Origin of the sequence: Dokdonella sp., from assembly GCF_044227025.1 — a bacterium.
GTDB lineage: Bacteria > Pseudomonadota > Gammaproteobacteria > Xanthomonadales > Rhodanobacteraceae > Dokdonella_A.
In genome coordinates, this window is the sequence record NZ_JBGAFX010000001.1 from 272,583 (window position 1) to 293,712 (window position 21,130).

Annotated in this window: 18 protein-coding genes; 14 read left to right on the forward strand and 4 right to left on the reverse strand. The window is 69.2% G+C overall.

What is annotated here, in order from left to right; genetic code table 11:
• Window positions 1-44: 44 nt before the first annotated feature.
• The 3 genes from ACILRJ_RS01230 (at window position 45) to ACILRJ_RS01240 (ending at window position 3,950) form a co-directional block, all read left to right on the forward strand.
• Complete coding sequence (locus tag ACILRJ_RS01230; protein ID WP_395679547.1) at window positions 45-611, forward strand: ECF-type sigma factor; 567 nt, start codon at window positions 45-47, stop codon at window positions 609-611.
• The gene (locus ACILRJ_RS01235; RefSeq protein ID WP_395679549.1) at window positions 608-3,367 is read left to right on the forward strand and encodes a protein kinase domain-containing protein; all 2,760 of its coding nucleotides are present in this window, start codon (window positions 608-610) and stop codon (window positions 3,365-3,367) included. The genes ACILRJ_RS01230 and ACILRJ_RS01235 overlap by 4 nt, the downstream gene beginning before the upstream one ends.
• An 88-nt stretch (window positions 3,368-3,455) precedes the next feature.
• Entirely contained in the window at window positions 3,456-3,950 is a 495-nt protein-coding gene (locus ACILRJ_RS01240; protein WP_395679551.1) for a DUF2782 domain-containing protein, read from the forward strand.
• A 169-nt stretch (window positions 3,951-4,119) separates the two neighbouring features.
• Here ACILRJ_RS01240 and hemF read toward each other — a convergent pair whose 3' ends face one another.
• Window positions 4,120-5,100 carry an oxygen-dependent coproporphyrinogen oxidase gene (gene hemF, locus ACILRJ_RS01245; protein WP_395679553.1) on the reverse strand — a complete coding sequence of 327 codons (981 nt, stop codon included), beginning with the start codon at window positions 5,098-5,100 and terminating at the stop codon, window positions 4,120-4,122.
• A 124-nt stretch (window positions 5,101-5,224) separates the two neighbouring features.
• On the opposite strand from hemF, the gene ACILRJ_RS01250 reads away from it, so the two are divergent.
• Genes ACILRJ_RS01250 through ACILRJ_RS01265 form a run of 4 tightly spaced genes read left to right on the forward strand, consistent with a single transcriptional unit; the run spans window position 5,225 to window position 9,165 of the window.
• Window positions 5,225-6,412: a beta-ketoacyl-ACP synthase gene (locus ACILRJ_RS01250; RefSeq protein ID WP_395679555.1), complete on the forward strand. Its 1,188-nt coding sequence runs from the start codon at window positions 5,225-5,227 to the stop codon at window positions 6,410-6,412.
• Window positions 6,409-7,185 (forward strand): beta-ketoacyl synthase chain length factor, encoded by a 777-nt coding sequence (locus tag ACILRJ_RS01255; RefSeq protein ID WP_395679557.1) that lies wholly within the window; start codon window positions 6,409-6,411, stop codon window positions 7,183-7,185. Before ACILRJ_RS01250 ends, ACILRJ_RS01255 begins: the two co-directional genes overlap by 4 nt.
• Window positions 7,182-7,946 (forward strand): glycosyltransferase family 2 protein, encoded by a 765-nt coding sequence (locus tag ACILRJ_RS01260; protein ID WP_395679559.1) that lies wholly within the window; start codon window positions 7,182-7,184, stop codon window positions 7,944-7,946. Before ACILRJ_RS01255 ends, ACILRJ_RS01260 begins: the two co-directional genes overlap by 4 nt.
• Window positions 7,947-7,953: 7 nt before the next feature.
• Window positions 7,954-9,165: a cation:proton antiporter gene (locus ACILRJ_RS01265; protein ID WP_395679561.1), complete on the forward strand. Its 1,212-nt coding sequence runs from the start codon at window positions 7,954-7,956 to the stop codon at window positions 9,163-9,165.
• Window positions 9,166-9,264: 99 nt separating this feature from the next.
• Here the strand turns inward: ACILRJ_RS01265 and ACILRJ_RS01270 are convergent, their stop codons facing one another.
• Window positions 9,265-10,071, reverse strand: a complete 807-nt coding sequence (locus tag ACILRJ_RS01270) for a hypothetical protein (protein WP_395679563.1) — start codon at window positions 10,069-10,071, stop codon at window positions 9,265-9,267.
• 152 nt (window positions 10,072-10,223) lie between these two features.
• The gene (fabG, locus tag ACILRJ_RS01275; protein WP_395679565.1) at window positions 10,224-10,952 is read right to left on the reverse strand and encodes a 3-oxoacyl-ACP reductase FabG; all 729 of its coding nucleotides are present in this window, start codon (window positions 10,950-10,952) and stop codon (window positions 10,224-10,226) included.
• Window positions 10,953-11,095: 143 nt separating this feature from the next.
• Here fabG and ACILRJ_RS01280 point away from each other — a divergent pair, with 143 nt between their 5' ends.
• Window positions 11,096-11,617: an RNA polymerase sigma factor gene (locus ACILRJ_RS01280; protein WP_395679567.1), complete on the forward strand. Its 522-nt coding sequence runs from the start codon at window positions 11,096-11,098 to the stop codon at window positions 11,615-11,617.
• A 1-nt stretch (window position 11,618) separates the two neighbouring features.
• A complete protein-coding gene (locus tag ACILRJ_RS01285) occupies window positions 11,619-12,278 on the forward strand; it encodes a hypothetical protein (RefSeq protein WP_395679569.1) in 660 nt (219 codons plus the stop codon).
• A 33-nt stretch (window positions 12,279-12,311) separates the two neighbouring features.
• Here the strand turns inward: ACILRJ_RS01285 and ACILRJ_RS01290 are convergent, their stop codons facing one another.
• Window positions 12,312-13,790 carry a hypothetical protein gene (locus ACILRJ_RS01290; protein ID WP_395679571.1) on the reverse strand — a complete coding sequence of 493 codons (1,479 nt, stop codon included), beginning with the start codon at window positions 13,788-13,790 and terminating at the stop codon, window positions 12,312-12,314.
• Between the two features lie 336 nt (window positions 13,791-14,126).
• Between ACILRJ_RS01290 and ACILRJ_RS01295 the strand changes: the two genes are divergently transcribed.
• The 5 genes from ACILRJ_RS01295 to ACILRJ_RS01315 all read left to right on the forward strand — a co-directional run bounded on the left by ACILRJ_RS01295 (window position 14,127) and on the right by ACILRJ_RS01315 (window position 21,059).
• Entirely contained in the window at window positions 14,127-16,292 is a 2,166-nt protein-coding gene (locus ACILRJ_RS01295) for a hypothetical protein (protein ID WP_395679573.1), read from the forward strand.
• An 88-nt stretch (window positions 16,293-16,380) separates the two neighbouring features.
• On the forward strand, window positions 16,381-16,614 hold the full coding sequence (locus tag ACILRJ_RS01300) for a hypothetical protein (RefSeq protein WP_395679575.1): 234 nt from the start codon (window positions 16,381-16,383) through the stop codon (window positions 16,612-16,614).
• 1 nt (window position 16,615) lies between these two features.
• Entirely contained in the window at window positions 16,616-17,782 is a 1,167-nt protein-coding gene (locus ACILRJ_RS01305; RefSeq protein WP_395679577.1) for an SPFH domain-containing protein, read from the forward strand.
• A 137-nt stretch (window positions 17,783-17,919) separates the two neighbouring features.
• Window positions 17,920-20,433 (forward strand): M14 family zinc carboxypeptidase, encoded by a 2,514-nt coding sequence (locus ACILRJ_RS01310; protein WP_395679579.1) that lies wholly within the window; start codon window positions 17,920-17,922, stop codon window positions 20,431-20,433.
• Window positions 20,434-20,537: 104 nt separating this feature from the next.
• The gene (locus tag ACILRJ_RS01315) at window positions 20,538-21,059 is read left to right on the forward strand and encodes a tetratricopeptide repeat protein (protein WP_395679581.1); all 522 of its coding nucleotides are present in this window, start codon (window positions 20,538-20,540) and stop codon (window positions 21,057-21,059) included.
• Window positions 21,060-21,130 lie beyond the last annotated feature (71 nt).

A 21,130-nucleotide genomic window follows, 5' to 3' on the forward strand; every position in this document is an offset into this window, starting at 1 on the left:
ATTGTTACGCAGAACCGCGGCGAAAACCCGAACGGCCTCAAGGCGTGAGTGACGGCGCCGCCGACCATGACGTGACCCGCCTGATCGCCGCCTGGCGCGGCGGCGACGAGCACGCGCGCGAGGCGCTGGTCGAGCGCGTCTATGCCAACGTGCGCGCGATCGCGGCGCAATCGCTGCGCCAGATGCCCGGCGCGACGCTGAGCGCGACCGATCTCGCACACGAGGCGCTGATCCGCCTGCTCGGCACCGACGCCAGCTGGACCGACCGCCGCCACTTCTTCCACGTCGCCGCGCAGGCGACGCGCCAGATCCTCGTCGACGCCGCACGTCAGCGCCTCGCATCCAAGCGCGGCGGCGGTGCCGAGAAAGTCGGACTCGACGACGCGCTCGGCGTCGCCGCGAACGACGGCGACGACGAGCTGGTCCGCGTCGATGACGCGCTGCGCGATCTCTCGCAGAACGACGCGCGGCGCGCGCAGATCGTCGAATTGGTGTATTTCGGCGGCCTCAGCCGGGTCGAGGTCGCGCATGCGCTCGAGGTTTCCGAAGGCACCGTCGACCGCGACCTGCGCCTTGCGCGCGCGTGGCTGCGCACCGCGCTCGAAGCATGAGCGAATCGACGATCGACACGCTTGCGCCGCATTTCGAGCGCTTGCGCCTGCTGCCGCCGGACCTGCGCGCGCAGGAACTCGCAGCCCTGGCGCTGGACGAGGACATGCGCGCGCGCCTCTCGCGCCTGCTCGCGGCGGATGCCGACGACGCCGACCCGCTCGCCGAGATCATCGCGGGCGGCGCCGCACGGCTGGCGCAGCCCGCGCAGCAACAGCTCGGCGCCTGGCGTCTCAAGCGCGAACTCGGTTCCGGCGGCATGGGCACGGTATTCCTTGCCGAACGCGCCGACGGCCAGTTCACGCGCGAGGTCGCCATCAAGCTGTTGCGCGGCTTCCCGACCGCCGAGGCGACGCGGCGCCTGCGCCAGGAACGGCAGATCCTCGCCGGACTCGACCATCCGAACATTTCCGGCCTGCTCGACGGCGGCGAGACCGCGCAGGGGCAACCGTGGCTCGCACTCGAATACGTCGACGGCGTGCCGCTGCTGGAACAGGTCGCCCGCCACGCACCGACCCTCGGCGAACGGCTCGCCCTGTTCGACGCAATGCTCGATGCGGTTGAGCATGCACACCAGCATCTGGTCGTGCATCGCGACATCAAGCCGGCCAACGTGATGGTCGCCGCCGACGGCACGGTCAAGCTGCTCGATTTCGGCATCGCACGCCTGATCGAAGCCGGCGAGGACTCGCAAAGAGAGACCTCGACGCGCGTGTTCAGCCGCGGCTACGCCAGTCCCGAGCAGGAACAGGGTCGCGCGATCACTACCGCGAGCGACCTCTACAGCCTCGGCGTGCTGCTGCACGAGATGCTCACCGGCCGGCGCGACGAGACCGACTTGCGCACGCCGTCGATCGCGCCGCTGCCGCTGGATGCGGACTTGCGCGGCATCATCGCCAAGGCGACCGCGCCCGATCCGGCGCTGCGCTACGCCAGCGCCAGCGAGTTCCGTGACGACCTGCGCCGCTACCGCGAGGGGCGCCCGGTGCGCGCGGCGCGCTGGACACGCGGGTATCGCCTGCGCAAGTTCGTCGCGCGCCATCGCCTCGCCTTCGCCACGGCCATGCTGGCCGTGCTCGTGCTGGCGGGCTTCATCTGGCGGCTCGAGCGCGAACGCACGCGCGCACGCGCCGCCGAAGCGGCCGCACAGGTCGCGCTGGCGGCGTCCGAACGCGATGCGCGGCGCGCGCGCGCTTCGCTCGACTTCCTCAGCGACGCGATCGCCGCCGCAGCGCCCGACGTCGCGATGAGTCGCCAGGTCAGCGTGCGCGACCTGCTCGACGCAGCCCGCGCGAAACTCGCGCAACGCACCGATCCCGCCCTGCTGCGGCCGATGCAGCGCCTGCTCGCCCATCTGTACGGCGACCTCGGCGATGTCCGCGGCGGACTCGAGCTCATGCGCGAGGGCGTGCGCGAGTCGGAACCTGCCGATCGCACCGAAGCGCTGCGCCTCGCCGACGACTTCGACCAGTACGCGAGTCTTCTCGGCCTCCAGGGCGACATCGATGGCGCGCTTGCCGCCGCGCACAAAGGCGCCGACTGGCGCCAGCGCTTCGCGCCGGACGACCGCATCGAGCACGTGCGCAGCCTGTTGACGCTCGCCCTCGTGCACCATCGCGGCGGCAACGACGAGCAGGCGATCGTGACGCTGCGCGAGGCGATGGCCGAAGCGAAGGCGTTGCCCGGCATTCCGCTCGAACTCTACGCGAGCATCGCGCAGTCGCTCGCTGCGCTGCTCGCGACCGCGGGCGATGGCGATGCCTCGCTCGCGATCGCCGACGAGGCGCTCGCGCGCGTCGACGCCGAGCGGCCAAAGGAATCGCCCGAACACGTGCTTCTGCTGCGCGCGAAGGCGAGCGCGAAGAGCGCCGCCGGCGACGTCGCCGCTGCCGAGCAGCTGCTGCGCGAGGCGATTGCGTTGCAGCAGCGCGTGGTCGATCCCGGAGGCGCGCGCATGATGGAGCTCGTCAACGACCTCGCCATCGCGGTCAATGACCTTGGCCGCTACCGCGAGGCGGCCGCGCTGCTGCAGGAATCGGACCGGCACATGGTTGGCGCCGGCATCGACGGCGCGGCCGACCGCGCGGTGTCGCAAGGCAATCTTGCCGCGGTGCTTGAAAGTGCGGGCGACTATGCCACCGCGCTCGAGCACTACCGGCTCGCCTACGCGATTCTCGACGGCGGCGGCATCGCCGCCGATCACCAGGTGCGCCGGCGCATCGAGCGGCAGGAGGCACGTACGCTCGGCCTTGCCGGAGAGCATGCGCGCGCGCTCGAGCGCCTGACCGACCTGCGCGCGCGCGCCGCACGCATCGACGGCGAGGCATCCGGCGAGTACGCCATGCTCACCTGGCAACTGGTGATCCTCGCGCGCAGCATGCATCGCCCCGACACCGGCCTGCCACTGCTGGTCGAGGCGGAGCGACTCTGGCACGCACTGGCGCCGGCGGAGCATCCGATCTTCCTGCACGTGCGCCGCGCGCGTGCCGCGTTCGCACTCGACCGCGGCGACCTTGCGACCGCCGGGAGCGAGCTGCGCGCAGCGGTGGCCGGCTTCGAGGCGGTGCAGGCGCAACCGGTCGACCTCGCGATCGCGCGCAGCGAGCTTGCCGCGGTCGAACTGCGCTCGGAACACCCCGAAGCGGCGCGCGCGCTGCTCACGCAGGCGATGCCGGTGCTGCGCGACAACCTGCTGCCGACCGAGATCAACCGCGCCGCGGCGGAGCGCACCGCCGCGGCGTTGGCGCAAAAGCGCTGACCTGAATGGACATGCGAGCGTGCGTGCGGACGCACGCACACACCCGCGGGCGTCTGCTAGTCTGGAGACAACCTGCGAGGTATTGCCCATGAGCCCGACTGTCCGCATGCTGATCCTGCCTGCCGCCTTCGCCCTGCTTGCGATGGGTGCGAGCCAGGCCGCACAGAAGACGCCGAACAAAGCCGACGTGCCGCCGCCACCGGGCATCAATGACCCGGGCGTGGCGGGCAACGCACCGACACCGGCGGCGGCCCAGGAAGCACCCGCCGCCGCGCCCGCGGCGAACGACGATCCGCTCGCGCCGTTGCCGAAACCCGACGCGCGCCTCGTGCGCGACAAGGCCTCGCGCGACAAAGCCGCGGGCGACGATCGCATCGCGAGCAGCGAAGTCGTCAAGCGCAAGCAGGGCGACGACACGGTCGAGGAATACCGCCAGAACGGTCGCGTCTGGATGATCAAGATCGTGCCGATCCATGGACCGATCCAGACCTTCGTCACCAACGACGGCAGCGGCCGCCTCGTGCGCGATCCGAAGGAAGGCCCGGTGTCGCCGGTGTACTACTCGTTGTACGAGTGGAAGTAGGGCGGTACGCGCGGCGCGCGTGCCGCCGTGAAGCCCGGTGAACCAGCGGCGGCACTCGAATCAACGCCCGACCGAGATACCGCGCCTCGCGCGCGTCGTACCGCCCTTCGGACCGAGGTAGGGCGGTACGCGCAACGCGTGTGCCGCCGGTTCGTCCGGCGCGATTGCCTCAACCAGCGAGCCAGTCGCGCGGCTTGAGGTAGTCGGCGAGTTTCGCTTCCGCAGAACCTTCCTGCGGCGTGTACCCGTACTCGAAGCGCACGCGCGGTGGCAGCGACATCAGGATCGATTCGGTGCGCCCGCCCGATTGCAGGCCGAACAGGGTGCCGCGGTCGTGGACGAGGTTGAACTCGACGTAGCGGCCCCGCCGGTACAGCTGGAACTCGCGCTCGCGTTCGCCATGGGGCATGCCCTTGCGGCGCTCGACCAGCGGCAGGTACGCGTCGAGGAACGCATTGCCGACACTGCGCGTGAGGCCGAAGCAGCGTTCGAAGCCGCCCGCGTTGAGATCGTCGTAGAACAGGCCGCCGACGCCGCGCGTCTCGTTGCGATGCTTGAGGAAGAAATACTCGTCGCACCACTGCTTCCAGCGCGGATAGACGTCGTCGCCGAACGGCGCGACCGCGTCGCGCGCGACCGTGTGCCAGTGCACGACGTCCGCGTCGAACGGGTAGTACGGGGTCAGGTCGAAACCGCCGCCGAACCACCAGCTGCGGTCATTGCCTTCGTGATCGGGCCGTGCCTCGAAATAGCGCACGTTCATGTGGGTGGTCGGCAGGTACGGGTTGCGCGGATGGACGACCAGGGACACGCCGAGCGCACTCCAGGGCGCGCCGGCCAGCTCCGGCCGATGCGCGCTCGCAGCCGGCGGCAAACGCGACCCGGAGACCTGCGAGAAATTCACGCCGGCCTGCTCGAACACGGCGCCGTCCTTGAGCACGCGCGTGCGTCCAAGCCCAACGAGCGCACTGGACGCCGCAGGCCGCCCGCCAGCCTCCGCTTCGCCCCGTGTCCACGCATCCTCGACGAATCGGGCCGAGCCGTCCGCTGCCTCGAGCGCGCCACAGATGCGCTGCTGCAACGCATCGAGGTAGTCACGCACGGCCTGGATGCGCTGGCTGGCGACGGCGGGTTCATGTTCGGCTGTCATCGAGGGATTCCGGCGCGCGGCAACGAGTGGGCAGTGCGGGCCGCATCGTAGCAGCCGCGCCGACCGGCCTGTCCGGGCAGGTCCGTGTGTCATAATTTCAAGCCATTCCGACCCTGTTCGACGCGTGCCCAGCCGCATTCCGCCGCTTGCCATCACCGCGCATACCGCAACGTCCGCGCTCGGGCGCGGACGCGCTGCGCACATCCAGGCGTTGCGCGATCGGCGCAGCGGCCTGCGCGCGAACGATTTCACCGCGACGCCCCTGGCCTGTGCAATCGGGCGCGTCGACGGCATCGAACAGGTCGCCTTGCCCGACGAGCTGGCCCGGTACGACTGCCGCAACAACCGCCTCGCCTGGCTCGGCCTCGGTGCCGACGGCTTCCTGGGCGCCGCGCGCGCGGCGATCGCGCGCCACGGTGCGCAACGCGTCGCGCTGCTGGTCGGCACCTCGACAGCGAGCATCGGCGTGACCGAACAGGCGTATCGCGAACTCGACGCCGACCGGTTTCCTCCCGCACTCGCCGTCCCGCATCTGCATACGCCGCACTCGCTCGGCCTGTTCCTCGAGGCCGTGCTCGGCACGCGCGGCCCGTGCATGACGATTGCGACCGCCTGTTCGTCGAGCGCCAAGATCTTCGCGCAAGGCGAGCGCCTGATCCGCCTCGGCATCGTCGATGCGGCGATCGTCGCCGGGGTGGACTCGCTGTGCGGCAGCGTCCTGTTCGGTTTCAACGCGCTCGAGCTCATCTCGCCGGAAGCATGCCGACCGTTCGACGCGGCGCGGCGCGGCATTTCGATCGGCGAAGGCGCCGGCTTCGCCCTGCTCGAACGCGAAGGCGACGGTGCGCCGCGCCTGCTCGGCCACGGCGAATCCTCCGATGCACACCACATGTCCACGCCGCACCCGCAAGGGCTGGGCGCGCGCCTCGCGCTGGCCGACGCGCTCGCGCGAGCCGGCATTGCCGCGGACGAAGTCGACTACGTGAACCTGCACGGCACCGCGACGCTGAAGAACGACGAGGTCGAGGCCACCGTACTCGCCGACACGTTCCCGGCACGCACGCGCGCGAGTTCGACCAAGGGCTGGACCGGACACACGCTCGGTGCGGCCGGCATTCTGGAGGCCGTGCTGGCCCTGCTGGCGATCGAACACGGCCTTGTGCCAGGCACGCTCAACACGACCACGCCGGATGCTGCGTGCGGACCACAGCTCGCGCTCGGGAACGAATCGCGCGCGATCCGCGTCGCGCTCAGCAATTCGTTCGGTTTCGGCGGCAACAACTGCACGCTCGCCTTCGGATGCGCCGCATGAACGGCACGTTGACCGTGCATGTCGAGGGTATCGGCTGGTGCTCGCCCGGCGTTGCCGGCTGGAACGCCGCGCGCGACACGCTGCGCGAGGGCGCCATGGCGACGACCGGCGACGCGAAGGGCGCGCCGGCGCTGCTGCCCGCCAGCGAGCGCCGGCGTGCGCCGGAAATCGTGCAACTCGCGTGCGATGTCGCCGGCCAGGCCTGCACGATGGCCGGGCATTCCCCCGCCGACCTTCCCTGCGTGTTCGCCACGATGCACGGCGACCATGCGATCACCGAGAACATGTGCCTGACGCTCGCCACCCATCCGCTCGAACTTTCGCCGACGCGCTTCCACAACTCCGTGCTCAACGCGGCTGCCGGGTACTGGACCGTCGCGACACACTGCCATGCCGCGTCGAATGCAGTGTCCGCGTCGGGGGGCAGTTTCGCCGCCGGCCTGCTCGAAGCGGCGGTCGAGGCGCACGCGGACGACCGGCCGACGCTGTTGGCGGCCTATGATTCATCGGCCCATGGCGCCCTCGCCGATACGATGCGACTCGAAACGACCTACGGGATCGCGCTTGTGCTGAATCCTCGCCGCGGTCCGCGCGCGCTGGCGAGCCTGCGCCTGCGCCACGACGGCGGTACGCAATCACCGCCGCCGGCGGCCACCGGCACGCCGTTCGAGTCCGCATTGCCACTGTTCCGCCTGATCGCCGCCGGGCGCGGCGGCGAGGTGCGCATCGCCAGCGGGCGTTCGGCTGCGCTCGTGATCGAGGTGCTCGCATGAGCGCGACGGATCCCGCCCGCGTCGTCGTGGTGATTCCGGCGTTGAACGAGGAGCGCGCCATCCGCGGCATCGTCGAATCGGTGCTCGCGATCTGCCCGCACGTGATCGTGATCGACGACGGTTCGACCGACCGCACGGTCGAATGCATCGCCGACCTGCCACACACGCTGATCCGGCACGCGACACCGCTCGGCAAGGGCCAGGGCCTGCGCGACGGTTTCCGCAAGGCGCGCGAACTCGGCTTCGACGCGGTGATCGCGATGGATGGCGATGGCCAGCATCAGGCCAGCGACATCCCGCGCCTGCTCGCCGCCGCGCGCGCGCATCCCGAACACATCGTCATCGGCGCGCGCATCCGCAACCGCGACAACCAGCCAAAGGCTCGCCGGCGCGCGAACGCGGTCGCCGACTGGGGCATTTCGTGGGGCTGCGCGCTGCCGATCGCCGACACCCAGAGCGGCCAGCGCTACTACCCGCTCGCGGCGCTCGAACTCGCCGACCTCCCGGCCGACGATTTCGTGTTCGAGGCCGCGCTGCTGATCGCGGCGACGCGCGAGAAAAAGCTCGGCGTGGTCTCGGTGCCGATCGAGTCGCGCTATCAGGGCGAGTTCCGCCTCAGCCATTTCCGTCCGGTGCGCGACGTCACGCGCATCACCTGGTACACGATCCGGCGCATCCTGCACTACGGTCGCGTGATCGACAGCTATCGCCGCGGCCACGACCGTCTGCCGCTGATCTACGATCCGCCCGCGGACGCGTGAGGCGTCGATGCCGCACCTGCTGCTGCAACTGAGCGTCATCCTCGCGACCGCGCGCGTGCTCGCGCTGCTGCTCCGCCGGCTGGGGCAACCGGCCGTGATCGGCGAGATGATCGCCGGCTTCGTGCTCGGCCCGATCGTGTTCGGCGCGCTTGCGCCGGAATGGCACGTCGCGCTGTTTCCGAAAGATGGTCTCGCTGCGCTGCAAGGTCTCAGTCAGGTCGGACTCGTGCTGTTCATGTTTATCGTCGGCGCAGAGCTGCGTGCGCCCGATGGCGCGCGCGCACCACTCGCCACCGCGGCCTGGGTCGGCATTCCGGGCGTGCTGCTGCCGGGCGTGCTCGGCCTCGCGATCGCACCGGCGCTGCATGCGGACTTCGCGCCTGCCGGTGTCGGCGTGTGGCCGTTCGCACTGTTCATGGCCGCGGCGCTCGCGATCACCGCGTTCCCGGTAATGGCACGCATCCTCAAGGACCGTGGACTCACGCGCTCGCGGATCGGCCAGCTCGCGCTCGCCGCGACCGCGATCGCCGATGTGCTGGTGTGGCTGTTGCTCGCGTTCGTGATCGCCTCCATCTCCGCGCATGGCAACAGCACGTTCGCGCGCACGATCGCCGGCCTCGCGCTCGTGTGTGCGGTCGCGTTCGGCGTGCTGCGGCCGCTGCTCGCGCGCCTGCTTGCACGCCACGCGAGCGACAGCCGTCCCGGCGGTGCCGTGCTCAGCGCGCTGCTTATCGGCACCTGCACGATGGCCGCCGCGACCGAATGGCTCGGCCTGCATGCGGTGTTCGGCGCGTTCCTCGCCGGCCTGTGCCTGCCGCGCGACGACCGCCTGCTGGACACCCTGGTCGAGCGGCTCGAACACGTCGCGGTGCTGGTGCTGATGCCGGTGTTCTTCGCACTCGCGGGACTCGCGACGCGCGCCGACGCGTTCGCCGGTTCCGGCCTGTCGGCACTGCTGCTGATCCTCGCCGCGGCCGTGCTCGGCAAGGTGCTCGGCGCCGGTGGCGGCGCGCGCATCGCCGGCTTCGGCTGGCGCGAGTCGCTCGCGGTCGGTTCGCTGATGAACGCGCGCGGCATGATGGAACTGATCGTGCTGAAGGTCGGCCTCGATGCCGGTGTGATTGGCGCCGACCTGTTCACCCTGCTGCTCGCGATGACGATCGTGACGACGCTGATGGCGACGCCGATGCTGGATGCATGCCGGCGTGGCACGGCGTAGGGCGGGTCGAGCGCGGAGCGCGAGTCCCACCGCACCTCGATGTTGCGGCGGCACGCGCTGCGCGCGTACCGCCCTACGCGACCGAATCCCCCGCGCCGATCAGTCGCCGACGATGCGCAGGCCGAAATACAGCGAAGCATCGCCGACGAACTGCGCGCTGCCGTGGATGTTGAGCCGCAGCGTCGTCGGCTTCTTGAAGAACTGGCGTGCCTGCGCATCGCTGAGGCCGTAGTTCTGCACCAGTGACTGCTTGCTGACGAGGCCGGCGATGCAGACCGCCGAATCGCGGTTGCGCTGGAACGAATGCTGGCCCGGCGCGAGCGGCACTTCGTAGCGCTCGGACGAGGTCATTCCAGTCAGCAGGCTGCCGCCGAACGGCAGGCCGGTGTTCGGATCGATCAGCGCGGGATCGTCGAGCACGGGATTCTCGACCGTAACTGTCGGCACATAGCTCAGTTGCGCGACCGCCGATGCCGCGGTCGGATTGTCGTAGTCGACCTGCAGGTAGGGCGAGAACCAGTAGCAGATGAGCGAGTTCGCGGCGTTGCGCGGCAAGGTCACGTGGCCGACGTCATCGAACGCGAACGTCGTCGCCGCGGGCGCGGCCGCGAGCACCTGGCAGCGATCGGCGTCGCTGCCGCTGCAGTCGGCGGCCAACTCGATCCAGGCGTCGGCCAGGCCGAGCCAGTTCAGCGTGCGGCCGAACGAGTCGGCGTCGCCGACGTCGGCCGCGGACGGGCCTGCCTTCGGCGTGATTGCGGCCGCTGGCGAAGTCGCGGCCGGCAGGCGGATGTCGGCGGAACCGGCGATGTCCCCGGCGACCGCGGTCGCGCGCGGCACAGCGGCAAACGTGGACGTGCAGGCGAGCGCCAGGGCGGAAGCGAGAATCGAAAGGCGGGCATTCATGGTGCGGACTCCGATGGTGGACGCCGCCATCGTGGCGATGTGCGGCGCGCGCTGTCGCGAGCCGCGGCGCACAAGCGACGCCAACCACGTCACAGTTCGCGTGCGAGGCCCGCGCGGCTGAAGAGGCCTGTTCGAGCCTGCGGGCGGATCGCTCAGCCCATGCCGCCGTTGATGCCGATGACCTGGCCGTTGATGTAGCCGGCCGCGTCCGAACAGAGGAACGCGACCAGCGCGGCGACCTCTTCGGGCGTGCCGGCGCGGGCGGCGGGCACGATCGCCTTTATCTGTGCCTCGTCGAATTGCGCGACGCTCATGCTTCCTGCGACCACTCCGGGTGCAACCACATTCGCGCTGATTCCGCGCGAGGCCATCTCGCGCGCGAGCGATTTCGTCGCGCCGTGCAGCGCCGACTTCGCCGCGGCGTAGTTCGCCTGGCCGCGGTTGCCGAGTACCGCCGCGACCGACGAAATCGACACGATGCGGCCCCAGCGCGTGCGCGCCATCGGCAGGAGCAGCGGCTGCACGACGTGGAAGAAGCCGTGCAGCGACACGTCGATCACGCGATGCCACTGCTCTTCGCGCATGCCGGCGAGCGGCGCATCGTCGTGGATGCCGGCGTTGTGCACCACGATCTGGATCGCGCCGTCGTCGAGTTCCCGCTCGAGCAGCGCGCGCGTCGCCGCCGCATCCGTTAGGTCGAACGCGATCGCGCGCGCATGCCCGCCCGCCGCGAAGATCGCATCGACCACGGCCTGCGCCCGCTCGCGGCCGCTGTTCGCATGCACCAGCACCTCGCAGCCGGCCGCCGCGAGCGCACGCGCGATCGCGCCACCGATGTCGCCGCTGCCGCCCGTGACGAGGGCGCGTCTGGATGGGTTCATTGCCTGGCTTTCCCGCTCGAAGAGTTGCGCCCATGATGGCGGCTTTGGCCTGTCCGGCCAATCCACCCGCCGCGTGTGAGGTTTCGCGCGCCAGCGCGAATCACCTTGCACGTTGTATATGCGCGGGAGTGGATCGGGTGGACATGGCACGGGAGCGGGTCGACGGCATGGTCGTGCGCGAACAATTCCAGCAGCTGCTGGAGAATCACCGCGGCATCGTGCTGAAGGTCGCACACGCGTACTGCGGCCACGCCGAGGACCGGCGCGACCTGGCGCAGGAGATCGCGGCGCAGGCGTGGAAGGGATTTCGCGGCTACGACCCGGCGCGGCCGTTTTCGACCTGGCTGTACCGGATCGCCCTGAACGTCGCGATCTCGCACCTGCGTGCCAGCCGCGGACGCGAGCCGCTGGCGTTCGACGAGATTGCCGAACCGGCGCACGACGAAGACACGCCGCGCGAAGCGGACGACGGCATCCGCGCGCTGTACCGCTGCATCGAACGCCTCGATCCGCTCAACCGCGCCCTGATGCTGCTCTACCTCGACGAGCGCGGCCAGCGCGAGATCGGCGAGATCCTCGGCCTCTCGGAAACCAATGTCGCGACCCGAATCGGCCGCCTCAAGCAACGCATCCGCGAACAACTCTCCCCCACCGACCGGTACTGACATGGACACGACGATGGAACTCGACGACTTCAAGCTTGCGTGGAAAACCCTCGACCGCCGTCTCGAACGGCAGACCGCGATCGACCTGCAATTGCTGCGCGATGCACGCGTCGATCGCGCGCGCCGCGGCCTGCGACCTCTCGCCTGGGGGCAGGCGTTGCAGATGCTGATCGGCGCGGCCGGCATGCTTGTATTCGCGCCTTACTGGGTCGAGCACCGCCACGAACCCGCACTGCTCGTCTGCGGCCTCGTGCTGCACGCGTACTGCCTCGCCCTCGTCATTGTCGGCGCAATCGTCGAGGCGCGCATCGCGGCGATCGACTATGCCTCGCCGGTGCTCGAGATCCAGCACCGCCTGCTCGCGCTGCGTCGCGCCTACGTCATCGGCGGCATGCTCGTCGGCCTGCCGTGGTGGTTCATCTACGTGCCTCTGCTGATCGTGCTCGGCGACGGCCGCATGCTGGAACAGGCGCCCACGGTCGTCGCGATCCAGCTTGCAATCGGCGCCGCCGGCCTGCTCGCGACCTGGTGGTTCCATCGCTGGGCGAACCGTCCCGAGCGCGCCGCCTTCGGCCAAAGGCTCGACAACGGCGCGGCCGGCGGCAGCATCCGCCGCGCGCAGGCGGCGCTCGAACAGCTTGCCGAATTCGAGCGCGACTGAGCGGCGCCGCCGCGCGCCGCCCGAACACGCGGTTCAGTGCGCGCGCTCCGATGCCGCCCTGACCGTCCAGAGGGCGCGATTGGCGATCGACGGCTCCGGTGCGTCGACCAGGCCGCGCCACAGGTTCACGCGCTCGGCGAACGCCGGGTGATCCGGCCACGGATCCTCGGTCGGCGAGGTGACCCAGGCGTCGAGGAAGTGGTAGGCCGCGCGTGCCTCGACGGCATCGTGGCCCGGATCGAACGCGGACTCGCGCGCGACCGGCAGGAACAGCAATGCGGCGCCGTAACGGTCGGCCTGCTTGTCCGCCGTGAGGCGATCGAACAACGCCGAACGCTGGCCCGGATCGAATGCGCGCACCTGCGTCGTGACGGTTTCGACGAGGCGGCGCAGCGCCGCATCGGCATCCGCCGGAGACGGCGCAGGCGCCGTGAAGGCGATGCGCCCGATCGTGTCGGCGAAGGCTCCCTCGCCGACGCGCCAGCTCAATCGCTCGCCGCCGCGTGCGAGTTGCGCAGCGCCCGGCGGCGAGGCGACGAGGCGACCGGTGAGGTCGATGTCGGCGAGCATGTCGCCAATGACTTCGGCGATTTCAGGCTGCACGCGCGCGAGCGCGCGCGGCATGCGCTCGCCCCACCACGGCAGCAGCAGCAGCGGCAGCCACGCCGCGAACAGCACCGCATTGCGCGGCAGGCCGGCCATCAGCACGCGCATGCCGTTCAACCACAGCCAGATGCCGGCAGCGAACAGCAGAAAAGTGCTCAGCAAGGCCAGGGGGCTGCCGGCGCTGCGCCGCGCGGCGACGAAGGCGGCCGGCATCGCTTCGCCCGGCGCGTGCGGATCGAGCGCGAGCGGAAACACCGGCGACGGCGCGCTCCAACCGGCGAGCGCGTATTCGAGCGGTCGATCGAGTCGCCGCTGCAATGCGTCCCACGCGGTGGGCGAAACGCGAGCATCGAAACCACTGAACGGCGGATGCGCCTTCAGCCAGGCGGCCTCGGCACTGCCGATGCGCACCTGCGGCCGCGCGAAGCCACGTTCGTCGCGCGGCATCGCGAACGGCACGTCGGGCGCCATCGTGGTGTCGTCGACGAGCATCGACAAGGTTTCCTCGCCGTGCACGTTGAGGCGATTGCCGCAGAATGCCCGCTGCTGCGGCGCGCCCCACTCGCCGTCGTAGGCGACCACCGCACAATGCGTCGCGCGCGCAGGTCCTGCCCAGTTGCCGCGATCGCCTTGCGCCACCGGATCGAATTCGAGCGCGAGCCAGCTGTCGACGAAGTGCCCGACCGCGTTCGCGGTGTAGGTGCGGAAACGCCAGGCGTCGACGAAGTGCTGCGGACCGACCAGCCAGCCCGCGCTCAGCAGCACGATCGCGAGGCCAAGCGGAAACGCCGCCGCGAAACGGATCAGCGGCGACACCGCGTAGCCTGCCGCCTGCTGCAGCAGGAAGGCGCGCCAGCCACCGGGCGGGGGCGGAGCGGGTTTCGGTGCCACTCGCTTGTCCTTCATCGCATCCGCCGTCCGTGCGCGCAGGCGCACCCCCGTCGCATCATGAAACGAACCGCGGTCGCGGTGGCGACATCGCCGCGCGTCCTCCGCGCAACGAAAGCTTCGCGAACGCGCAGCTAACGCGCAGTCCACGAGCGAAGCGTACGTCAATGTGCACTGCGGGGTCGCGCCTACGCGCGCCCCGGGCCACGCCTGCACGCCGCGAGCCAGCCGGAGCGCACCTTGCGGGCCCCGTTTTCCGTTCCATGTCGATGATGCCGGGCCGATCGGCAAACCGCATCACGAATCCCGCGCACGGGCGCGGCTAGGATTTGCGCGCTACCTGGGGAGTGGATCATGTCGATTTTTCGTTTCTTGCTGCCGGCCGCAGTCGGCCTTTTCGGCGCAACTGCCGGCGCACAGCCGCTGCAGAACCCGATCCTGTTCGTCACGCAGTTCCCGATCGGCGGTGACTTCACCGCGATCGGCAGCGTGTTCGGCAACCACCGCACCGACATGGAGTCGACCGGTCGCGGCGGCGACCTGATGATCCGCTATCCGGACGGGACGCTGCGCAACCTGACGGCCGAGGCCGGCTACGGCAACGCCGGCATGCAGGGTGCGAATGCAATCGCGGTACGCGATCCGGCGGTATCGTGGGATGGCACGCGCGCGGTGTTCAGCATGGTTATCGGCGCGCCGACGCAGCAATACCAGTGGGGCACCTGGTACTGGCAGTTGTACGAAGTCAGCGGCCTCGGCCAGGGCCAGCCGGTGCAGATCACCAAGGTCCCGAACCAGCCGGACCATTTCAACAACGTGAGTCCGGCCTATCTGTCCGATGGCAGTTTCGTGTTCGTCAGCGATCGCCCGCGCAACGGCGCCGAGCACCTGTACCCGCAGCTCGACGAATACGAGGAAGCCGCGACGCCGACCGGGCTGTGGCGATTGCAGCCGGCGAGCGGTCGCCTCGACCTGCTGCAGTACGCGGTGTCCGGCTCGTTCAACCCGATCGTCGACAGTTTCGGCCGCGTGCTGTTCACGCGCTGGGACCACCTGCAGCGCGACCAGCAGAACGACAACGCCGGCAATCCCTACGGCACGTTCAACTGGACCGGCGAAGCGTCGAACTCGATCGCGACCGCGGATCGCAGCGAGGTGTTCCCGGAACCGCGCATCGCGGCGAACGGGTCCAACACCGAGGGATTCACGATCAATCACTTCTTTCCGTGGATGATCAACCAGGACGGCAGCGGCGAAGAGACCCTCAACCACGTCGGCCGCCATGAGTTGCACAGCTACTTCAACCGCAGCTTCAACGACGACAACAACCTGCACGAATTCATCGCGCCGCAGGACCGCAAGACGATCGAGAACATGCTGCAATTGCGCGAGGACCCGGCGGCACCGGGCCGCTACATCGGCATCGACGCTCCCGAGTTCTACACGCATGCGTCCGGGCAGATCATCCGCCTCGATGCCGCACCGACGACGAATCCGGCGACGATCACCGCGCAATACCTGACCCCGCGCAGCACGGCGTCATTCTACGACGGCACCGTGCCGGCCGATTTCAGCGGCCACTACCGCAACCCGCTGCCGCTCGCCGACGGCCGCATGCTCGCCGCGCATGCGATCGACCCGCGCCGCGCCGGCAACGACGGCACGCGCGACCATCCGCTGCCGCGCTACCTGTTCCGCATCAAGCGCCTGGCCGCGAACGGTGGCGTGCTCGCACCGGTCGAGAACCTGACCGCCGGCATCAGCAAGTCGATCAGCTACTGGGATCCGGACGTGCAGGTCAGCTACAACGGTCCGTTGTGGGAACTGTCGCCGGTCGAGGTGCGCGCACGTGCGGTACCGCCGGCGACCGCGTCGACGCTGCAGGCACCGGAGCAGCAGGCGTTCACGCTCGAGAACGTCGACGTCTCGGTATTCCGCTCGTGGTTGCGCGCGAACCAGCTCGCCCTGGTCGTGATGCGCAACGTGACCACGCGTGACGCCGCCGACGAGCAGCAGCCGTACAACCTGCGCGTGCCCGGCGGCGTGCAGACACTGGGCAATGGCGGCACGCCGTACGACATCGCGCACATGCAGTTCTTCCAGGGTGACCAGATCCGCGGCCTCGGCGGCACTACGTCGCCGAATGTAGGACGACGCGTGCTCGCACAGGCGCTGCACGACCCGGTCGCGCAGCGTGCGAACACGCCGAATCCGGGCGGCCCGCCCGGCAGCGCGCCGATCTTCACGGACGGGTCGGTCGCGCTGTTCGCGCCGGCGTCACGTGCGATGGCGTGGCATTCCACCGCGGCCAACGGCACGCCGGTCGTGCGCGAGCGCTACTGGATCAGCTTCCAGCCCGGCGAGATCCGCGCCTGCGACGGCTGCCACGGCGTCAACCAGCAGAACCAGGCCGGCAAACCAGCCGCGGCGAACACCGCGCTCGCGCTGCGTGCCCTGCTCGCGCGCTGGCGCGATCGGCAGGTCGACCAGATCTTCGCCAACTCGATGGAGCCGCGCTGACGCGATCCGGGCGGCCCAGGCCGGGTTATATTGAAGACGGCCGCGGCACGAGGATCGCGGCCCGTCTTGCCACCTGGGGGATACCGTCGTGCTTCTGCTGCGACTGCTTCAATTCGCGTTCGTCGTGCTGTTGCTGTACTTCCTTGTCACGCAGTTGACCCTGCCGGCGATCAAGGGAACACGCTTGTTCCCGATGTTCGATGCGCGCCGGCGCGCGGCGCTGGACAAACTGAATCGCGCACGCGAAGCGCGCGAGGTCGAGGAAGTCGAGAAGGAAGCGCAGTCCGCGCGCAAGCCGCACACGGGAGACGACGATGTTTAACATGCGCAATCTTGCACTGGTCGCGTCGGCGATCGCTGCCGTATTCGTGATCGCGATGGCCGGCGAGCTGGTCGAGCACCTCGACGCCCAGGAAATCATGGTGATCCAGTCGGTGAACGGCAACCTCACCGTGTACGACACGCCGGGCTACCACCCGCAATGGTTCGGCAAGGTGACCAAGTACGCGCGCCGCGCGTCCTACGATTTCGAGGCGCCGATCCGCTTCAACGACGGCGCGCAGGCGAAGATGCACGGCTCGATCCAGTTCGAAATCCCGACCGATGCGCAGACCCTGATCATGCTGCATTCCAAGTACGGCAGCGCGCAGACGCTGCAGAGCCAGCTGGTCGAGCGCGTAATCGACAAGTCGATCTTCATGTCCGGCCCGCTGATGTCCTCGAAGGAATCGTATGCCGAGAAGCGCAACTCGCTGATCACCTACGTCGAGGACCAGATCACGCACGGCACCTACCAGACGCGCCAGCACGACATGAAGACGAACGATCCGATCACCGGCGTCGAGAAGACGATCACCGCGGTCGAGATCGTCGCTGACGACAAGGGCATGCCCAAGCGCCAGGAAGATCCGGTGCTGACGCCGTTCGGCATCAAGACCTTCAACTTCACGATCAGCGAAGTCAACTACGACGCAACCGTCGAGGCGCAGATCAAGGGCCAGCAGCAGATCACGATGGACGTGCAGACCGCGATCGCGACCGCGAAGAAGGCGGAGCAGCAGGCGATCACGGTCGCGAAGGAAGGCGAAGCGGCCGCGGCGAAGGCGAAGTGGGAGCAGGAAGTCATCAAGGCGAAGGCGGTGGTCGAGGCGCAGCAGGCACTCGAGGTCGCCCAGCTCGACACCAAGAAGGCCGAGCAGGAGAAGGCCGCGAAGATCCTGCGCGCCGAGGGCGAATCGGAATACAAGCGCAAGATCATCAGCGCCGACGGTGCGCTCGAACAGAAGCTCGCCGCCTACAAGGAAGTGCAGGCCGCGTGGGCGCAGGCGTTCGCCGACTACAAGGGCCCGTCGCTGGTGCCGTCGGTGGTCATGGCCGGGCAATCCGGCGGACCCGGTGCGACCGGTGCACAGGCACTCATCGACATGATGAGCGCGAAGACCGCACGCGACCTCGCGCTCGACCTGTCGGTGCCCGCCGGCGCGAAGTAGCGTCGTTCCGTCGAGCACTTCGCGCACGACAGGTTCGCGAAAGGTTTCGTTCATGCAACCGGAATTTTCCGCCTCGGGATTCCGGTCGACGACGCAATGCGACTACCATCCGGTGTTTGCCATCGGGGAGTCGAGCCATGCGCAAGTGCGTGCTCGCTGCGGCGTTCGCCGCAGCCGGGATCGGAACCATCGGCGTTGCACGCGCCGAGAGCGCCACGTCGTGGATCGTGGAGGCCGCCTATCCCGACGTGGCAACGCTGCAACGCGTCGCCACGCGCTACGAGCACCTGATCGTCGACCGCAAGCGCGGCGTGTTGCGCGTCGAGACCGACGAGGCCGGCATTCGCGCACTGGAAGACGACGGACTCGCGGTCAGCATCGACCTCGCCGCGTCGGCGCGCCTCGGTGATTTCTACGCCAGGCTGCAACAAGCGCAGCAAGGCGGCCTCGGCCCCGACTCGATCCCGGGCTTCGCCTGCTTCCGCACGGTCGAGGAAACCTACGCCACGATGGATTCGATGGTGTCGAACCATCCTGACATCACCACGATCGACGCTATCGGCCCGACCTGGAAGAAGACACAGAACGCGGCGCAGGGCTACACCATGCGCGCGCTGCGCATCACCAACCTGGCGACCGCGGCGGGGGATCCGGATCGGCCGAAGATGGTCGTGTTCGGCTCGATCCACGCGCGCGAGTACGCGCCGGCGGAGTTGACCACGCGTTTTGCCGAGTGGCTCGTGAACGGCTACGGCAGCAACCCCGAGGCAACCTGGCTGGTCGACCACAACGATTTCCGCCTCGTGCTCGAAGCGAATCCGGACAGCCGCAAGATCGCCGAAACCGGCGTCTACCAGCGCAAGAACCAGGACAGCGTCACGGCGCCGTGCAGTGGCGCACCGAGCATGTCGTCGCAACCGGGCGTCGACCTCAACCGCAACTTCCCATTCCACTGGAACATCACCGGCGGCCAGGGTTCCAGCGGCACCTTCTGCGACCAGACCTACCGCGGCCCGACCAGGGGTTCGGAGCCGGAGACGCAGAATCTCGTGAACTACGTCGCCGGCAATTGCGACAGCGCCGGCAATTGCAGCGGAGGCGTGTTCCCCGATCGCCGCAATGGACCGATGAATCCACCGAATGTCGGCAGCGACGGCGGCGCGGCCGCGCCGGACGACACGCGCGGCTTCTTCATCGACATCCACAGCAACGCCGCGCTCGTGTTGTGGCCGTGGGGCGACACCACCAGTGCCGCACCGAACGGCCCGGCGATGCGCATCCTCGGTCGGCGCCTGGGCTGGTTCAACGGCTACACGCCGGAGCAGTCCGACTCGCTCTATCCGACCGATGGCACCACCGACGACACCATGTACGGCCTGCTTGGCGTGCCGGGTTTCACGATCGAGACCGACGGCAACGACTTCTTCCAGGACTGCGCCTCGTTCGAAGCGAGCACGGTGCCCGACAACCTCGCCGCACTGCGCTATGCCGCGCGCTCGCTGCATGCGACCTACCAGTTGCCGGCCGGCCCGGACGTTCTCGACATTGCCGCCGGTTCCGACCTCGTCGTCAGCGGTGACCGGCTGGCGGTCTCGGCGCGCATCGACGATACGCGCTTCAACCAGTCGACTGCGGGCGACAGCGTTCCCGGCACGATTCGCAACATCGGCAGCGCGAGCGCGTTCGTCGACACGCTGCCGTGGGACGCGGGCGCGCTCGCGCACCCGCTCGCCGCGAGCGACGGCACGTTCAACGCGCCGATCGAGAGCGTCGCCGGCGCGATCGACACGAGCGGGCTCGCCGTCGGCGCGCATCTGGTCTACGTGCAGGGCGTCGATGCAGCGGGCAATCACGGCCCCCCGAATGCCGCGATGATCGACATCGTCAACGGCACCGATGTCGGCACGCTCGCCGGCCAGGTCGAGGACCGCACGACCTACGCGCCGCTCGCCGCGACGATCACGCTGTCGAACGCAAGCGAAACGCACATCGCGTCGAGCGACGCGGGTGCCGGCGCGTATCGCGCGCATGCATACCCGGGCAGCTACAGCGTGCACGTCGCCGCGCCGCATCATCTGTCCGAGGATCTGACCGGCGTCGTACTCGCGGCCGGTGCCAGCGTCACGCGCGACGTCGCGCTGTATCCGAACTGCACGGTGCTGTCCGACGACGTCGAAAGCGGCAACCAGGGCTGGACCGCGCAATCGCCGTGGGTCATCCAGAGCAACCTCGGCGGCAACGCGACGCACGCCTGGAACACGCCGAACTATGGCGACAACCTCGACAGCTCGCTGACTTCGGCCAGCCACAATCTCGCCGGTTATGCCGACCTGGCCCTCGATTTCACCGACCGCTGCGCGACCGAGAGCGGCTGGGACTATGGCCACGTCGAGTTCAGCACGAATGGGGGATCGAGCTGGACCTCGTTGTACTCGTGCAGCGGCCAGAGCAGCTGGCAGTCGCATCACCTCGACTTGCCGGCCGCGGCAAACGGCGCGACCGCGTTCAAGCTGCGTTTCCGCCTGAGCAGCGACACCAACACCAATGACGCCGGCTGGGCGATCGACAACATCCGCATCGAAGCCGGTGGCGCCGCGTGTCGCGCGCAGCAGCCACCGGACGACCGCATCTTCGCCGACAGCTTCGACTGATCCGGGCGGAAGCCGCGACCAACCTCGGTCGCCCCGGACCGCACGCTCTCGCGGCGCCGGCTTTCGTCTATGCTCGGCGCTCTCGTGAATCGGAGCGCCCTCGCATGAAGAACCGCATCGCCGCCGCACTCGCGGCCAGCCTGTTCGTCGCCGGCATCGGCATCGGCTACGCCGCCCAGAAGGTCGCGCCGCAGGTGTTCCACGGCAAGTCCAAGGAAGACGCCGCGAGAGCCCTGCTCGACGTCGCGCGCGTGCAGGCCGGCGACGGCAGCTGGGAACGCATCGCGATCGGTCGCGTGCTCTACCTCGGTGGCCACAAGCAGGAAGGCCAGGCCGTTTTCGACGCGATGCTCGCCGGCAAGCACGAGGACAGCGACGAGTTCCGCATCGCGCGCGTGTACCGCGAGGCCGGCGAATGGGCGAAGGCGAAACCGCTGTTCGACCGCTTCGTCGCCAACAATCCGAAGGACGAAAAAGGCCTTGCCGAAGTCGGCGCGTTCTACCTGCTCAACGGCGATCGCGATGCCGCGGAGAAGCTGTTCGACCGTTCGTTCGCGATTTCGGCCGAAATCTGGGCGACTGTCGGCGCCGCCGGCGCCTATCTCGGCGTCGTGCCGGAGGAATAGCGGGACCGGCTGACCGACCGTTGCGGCGGTCGGGCAGTCCCGCGCACCACGACGCCAACCTTTCGGCGTCA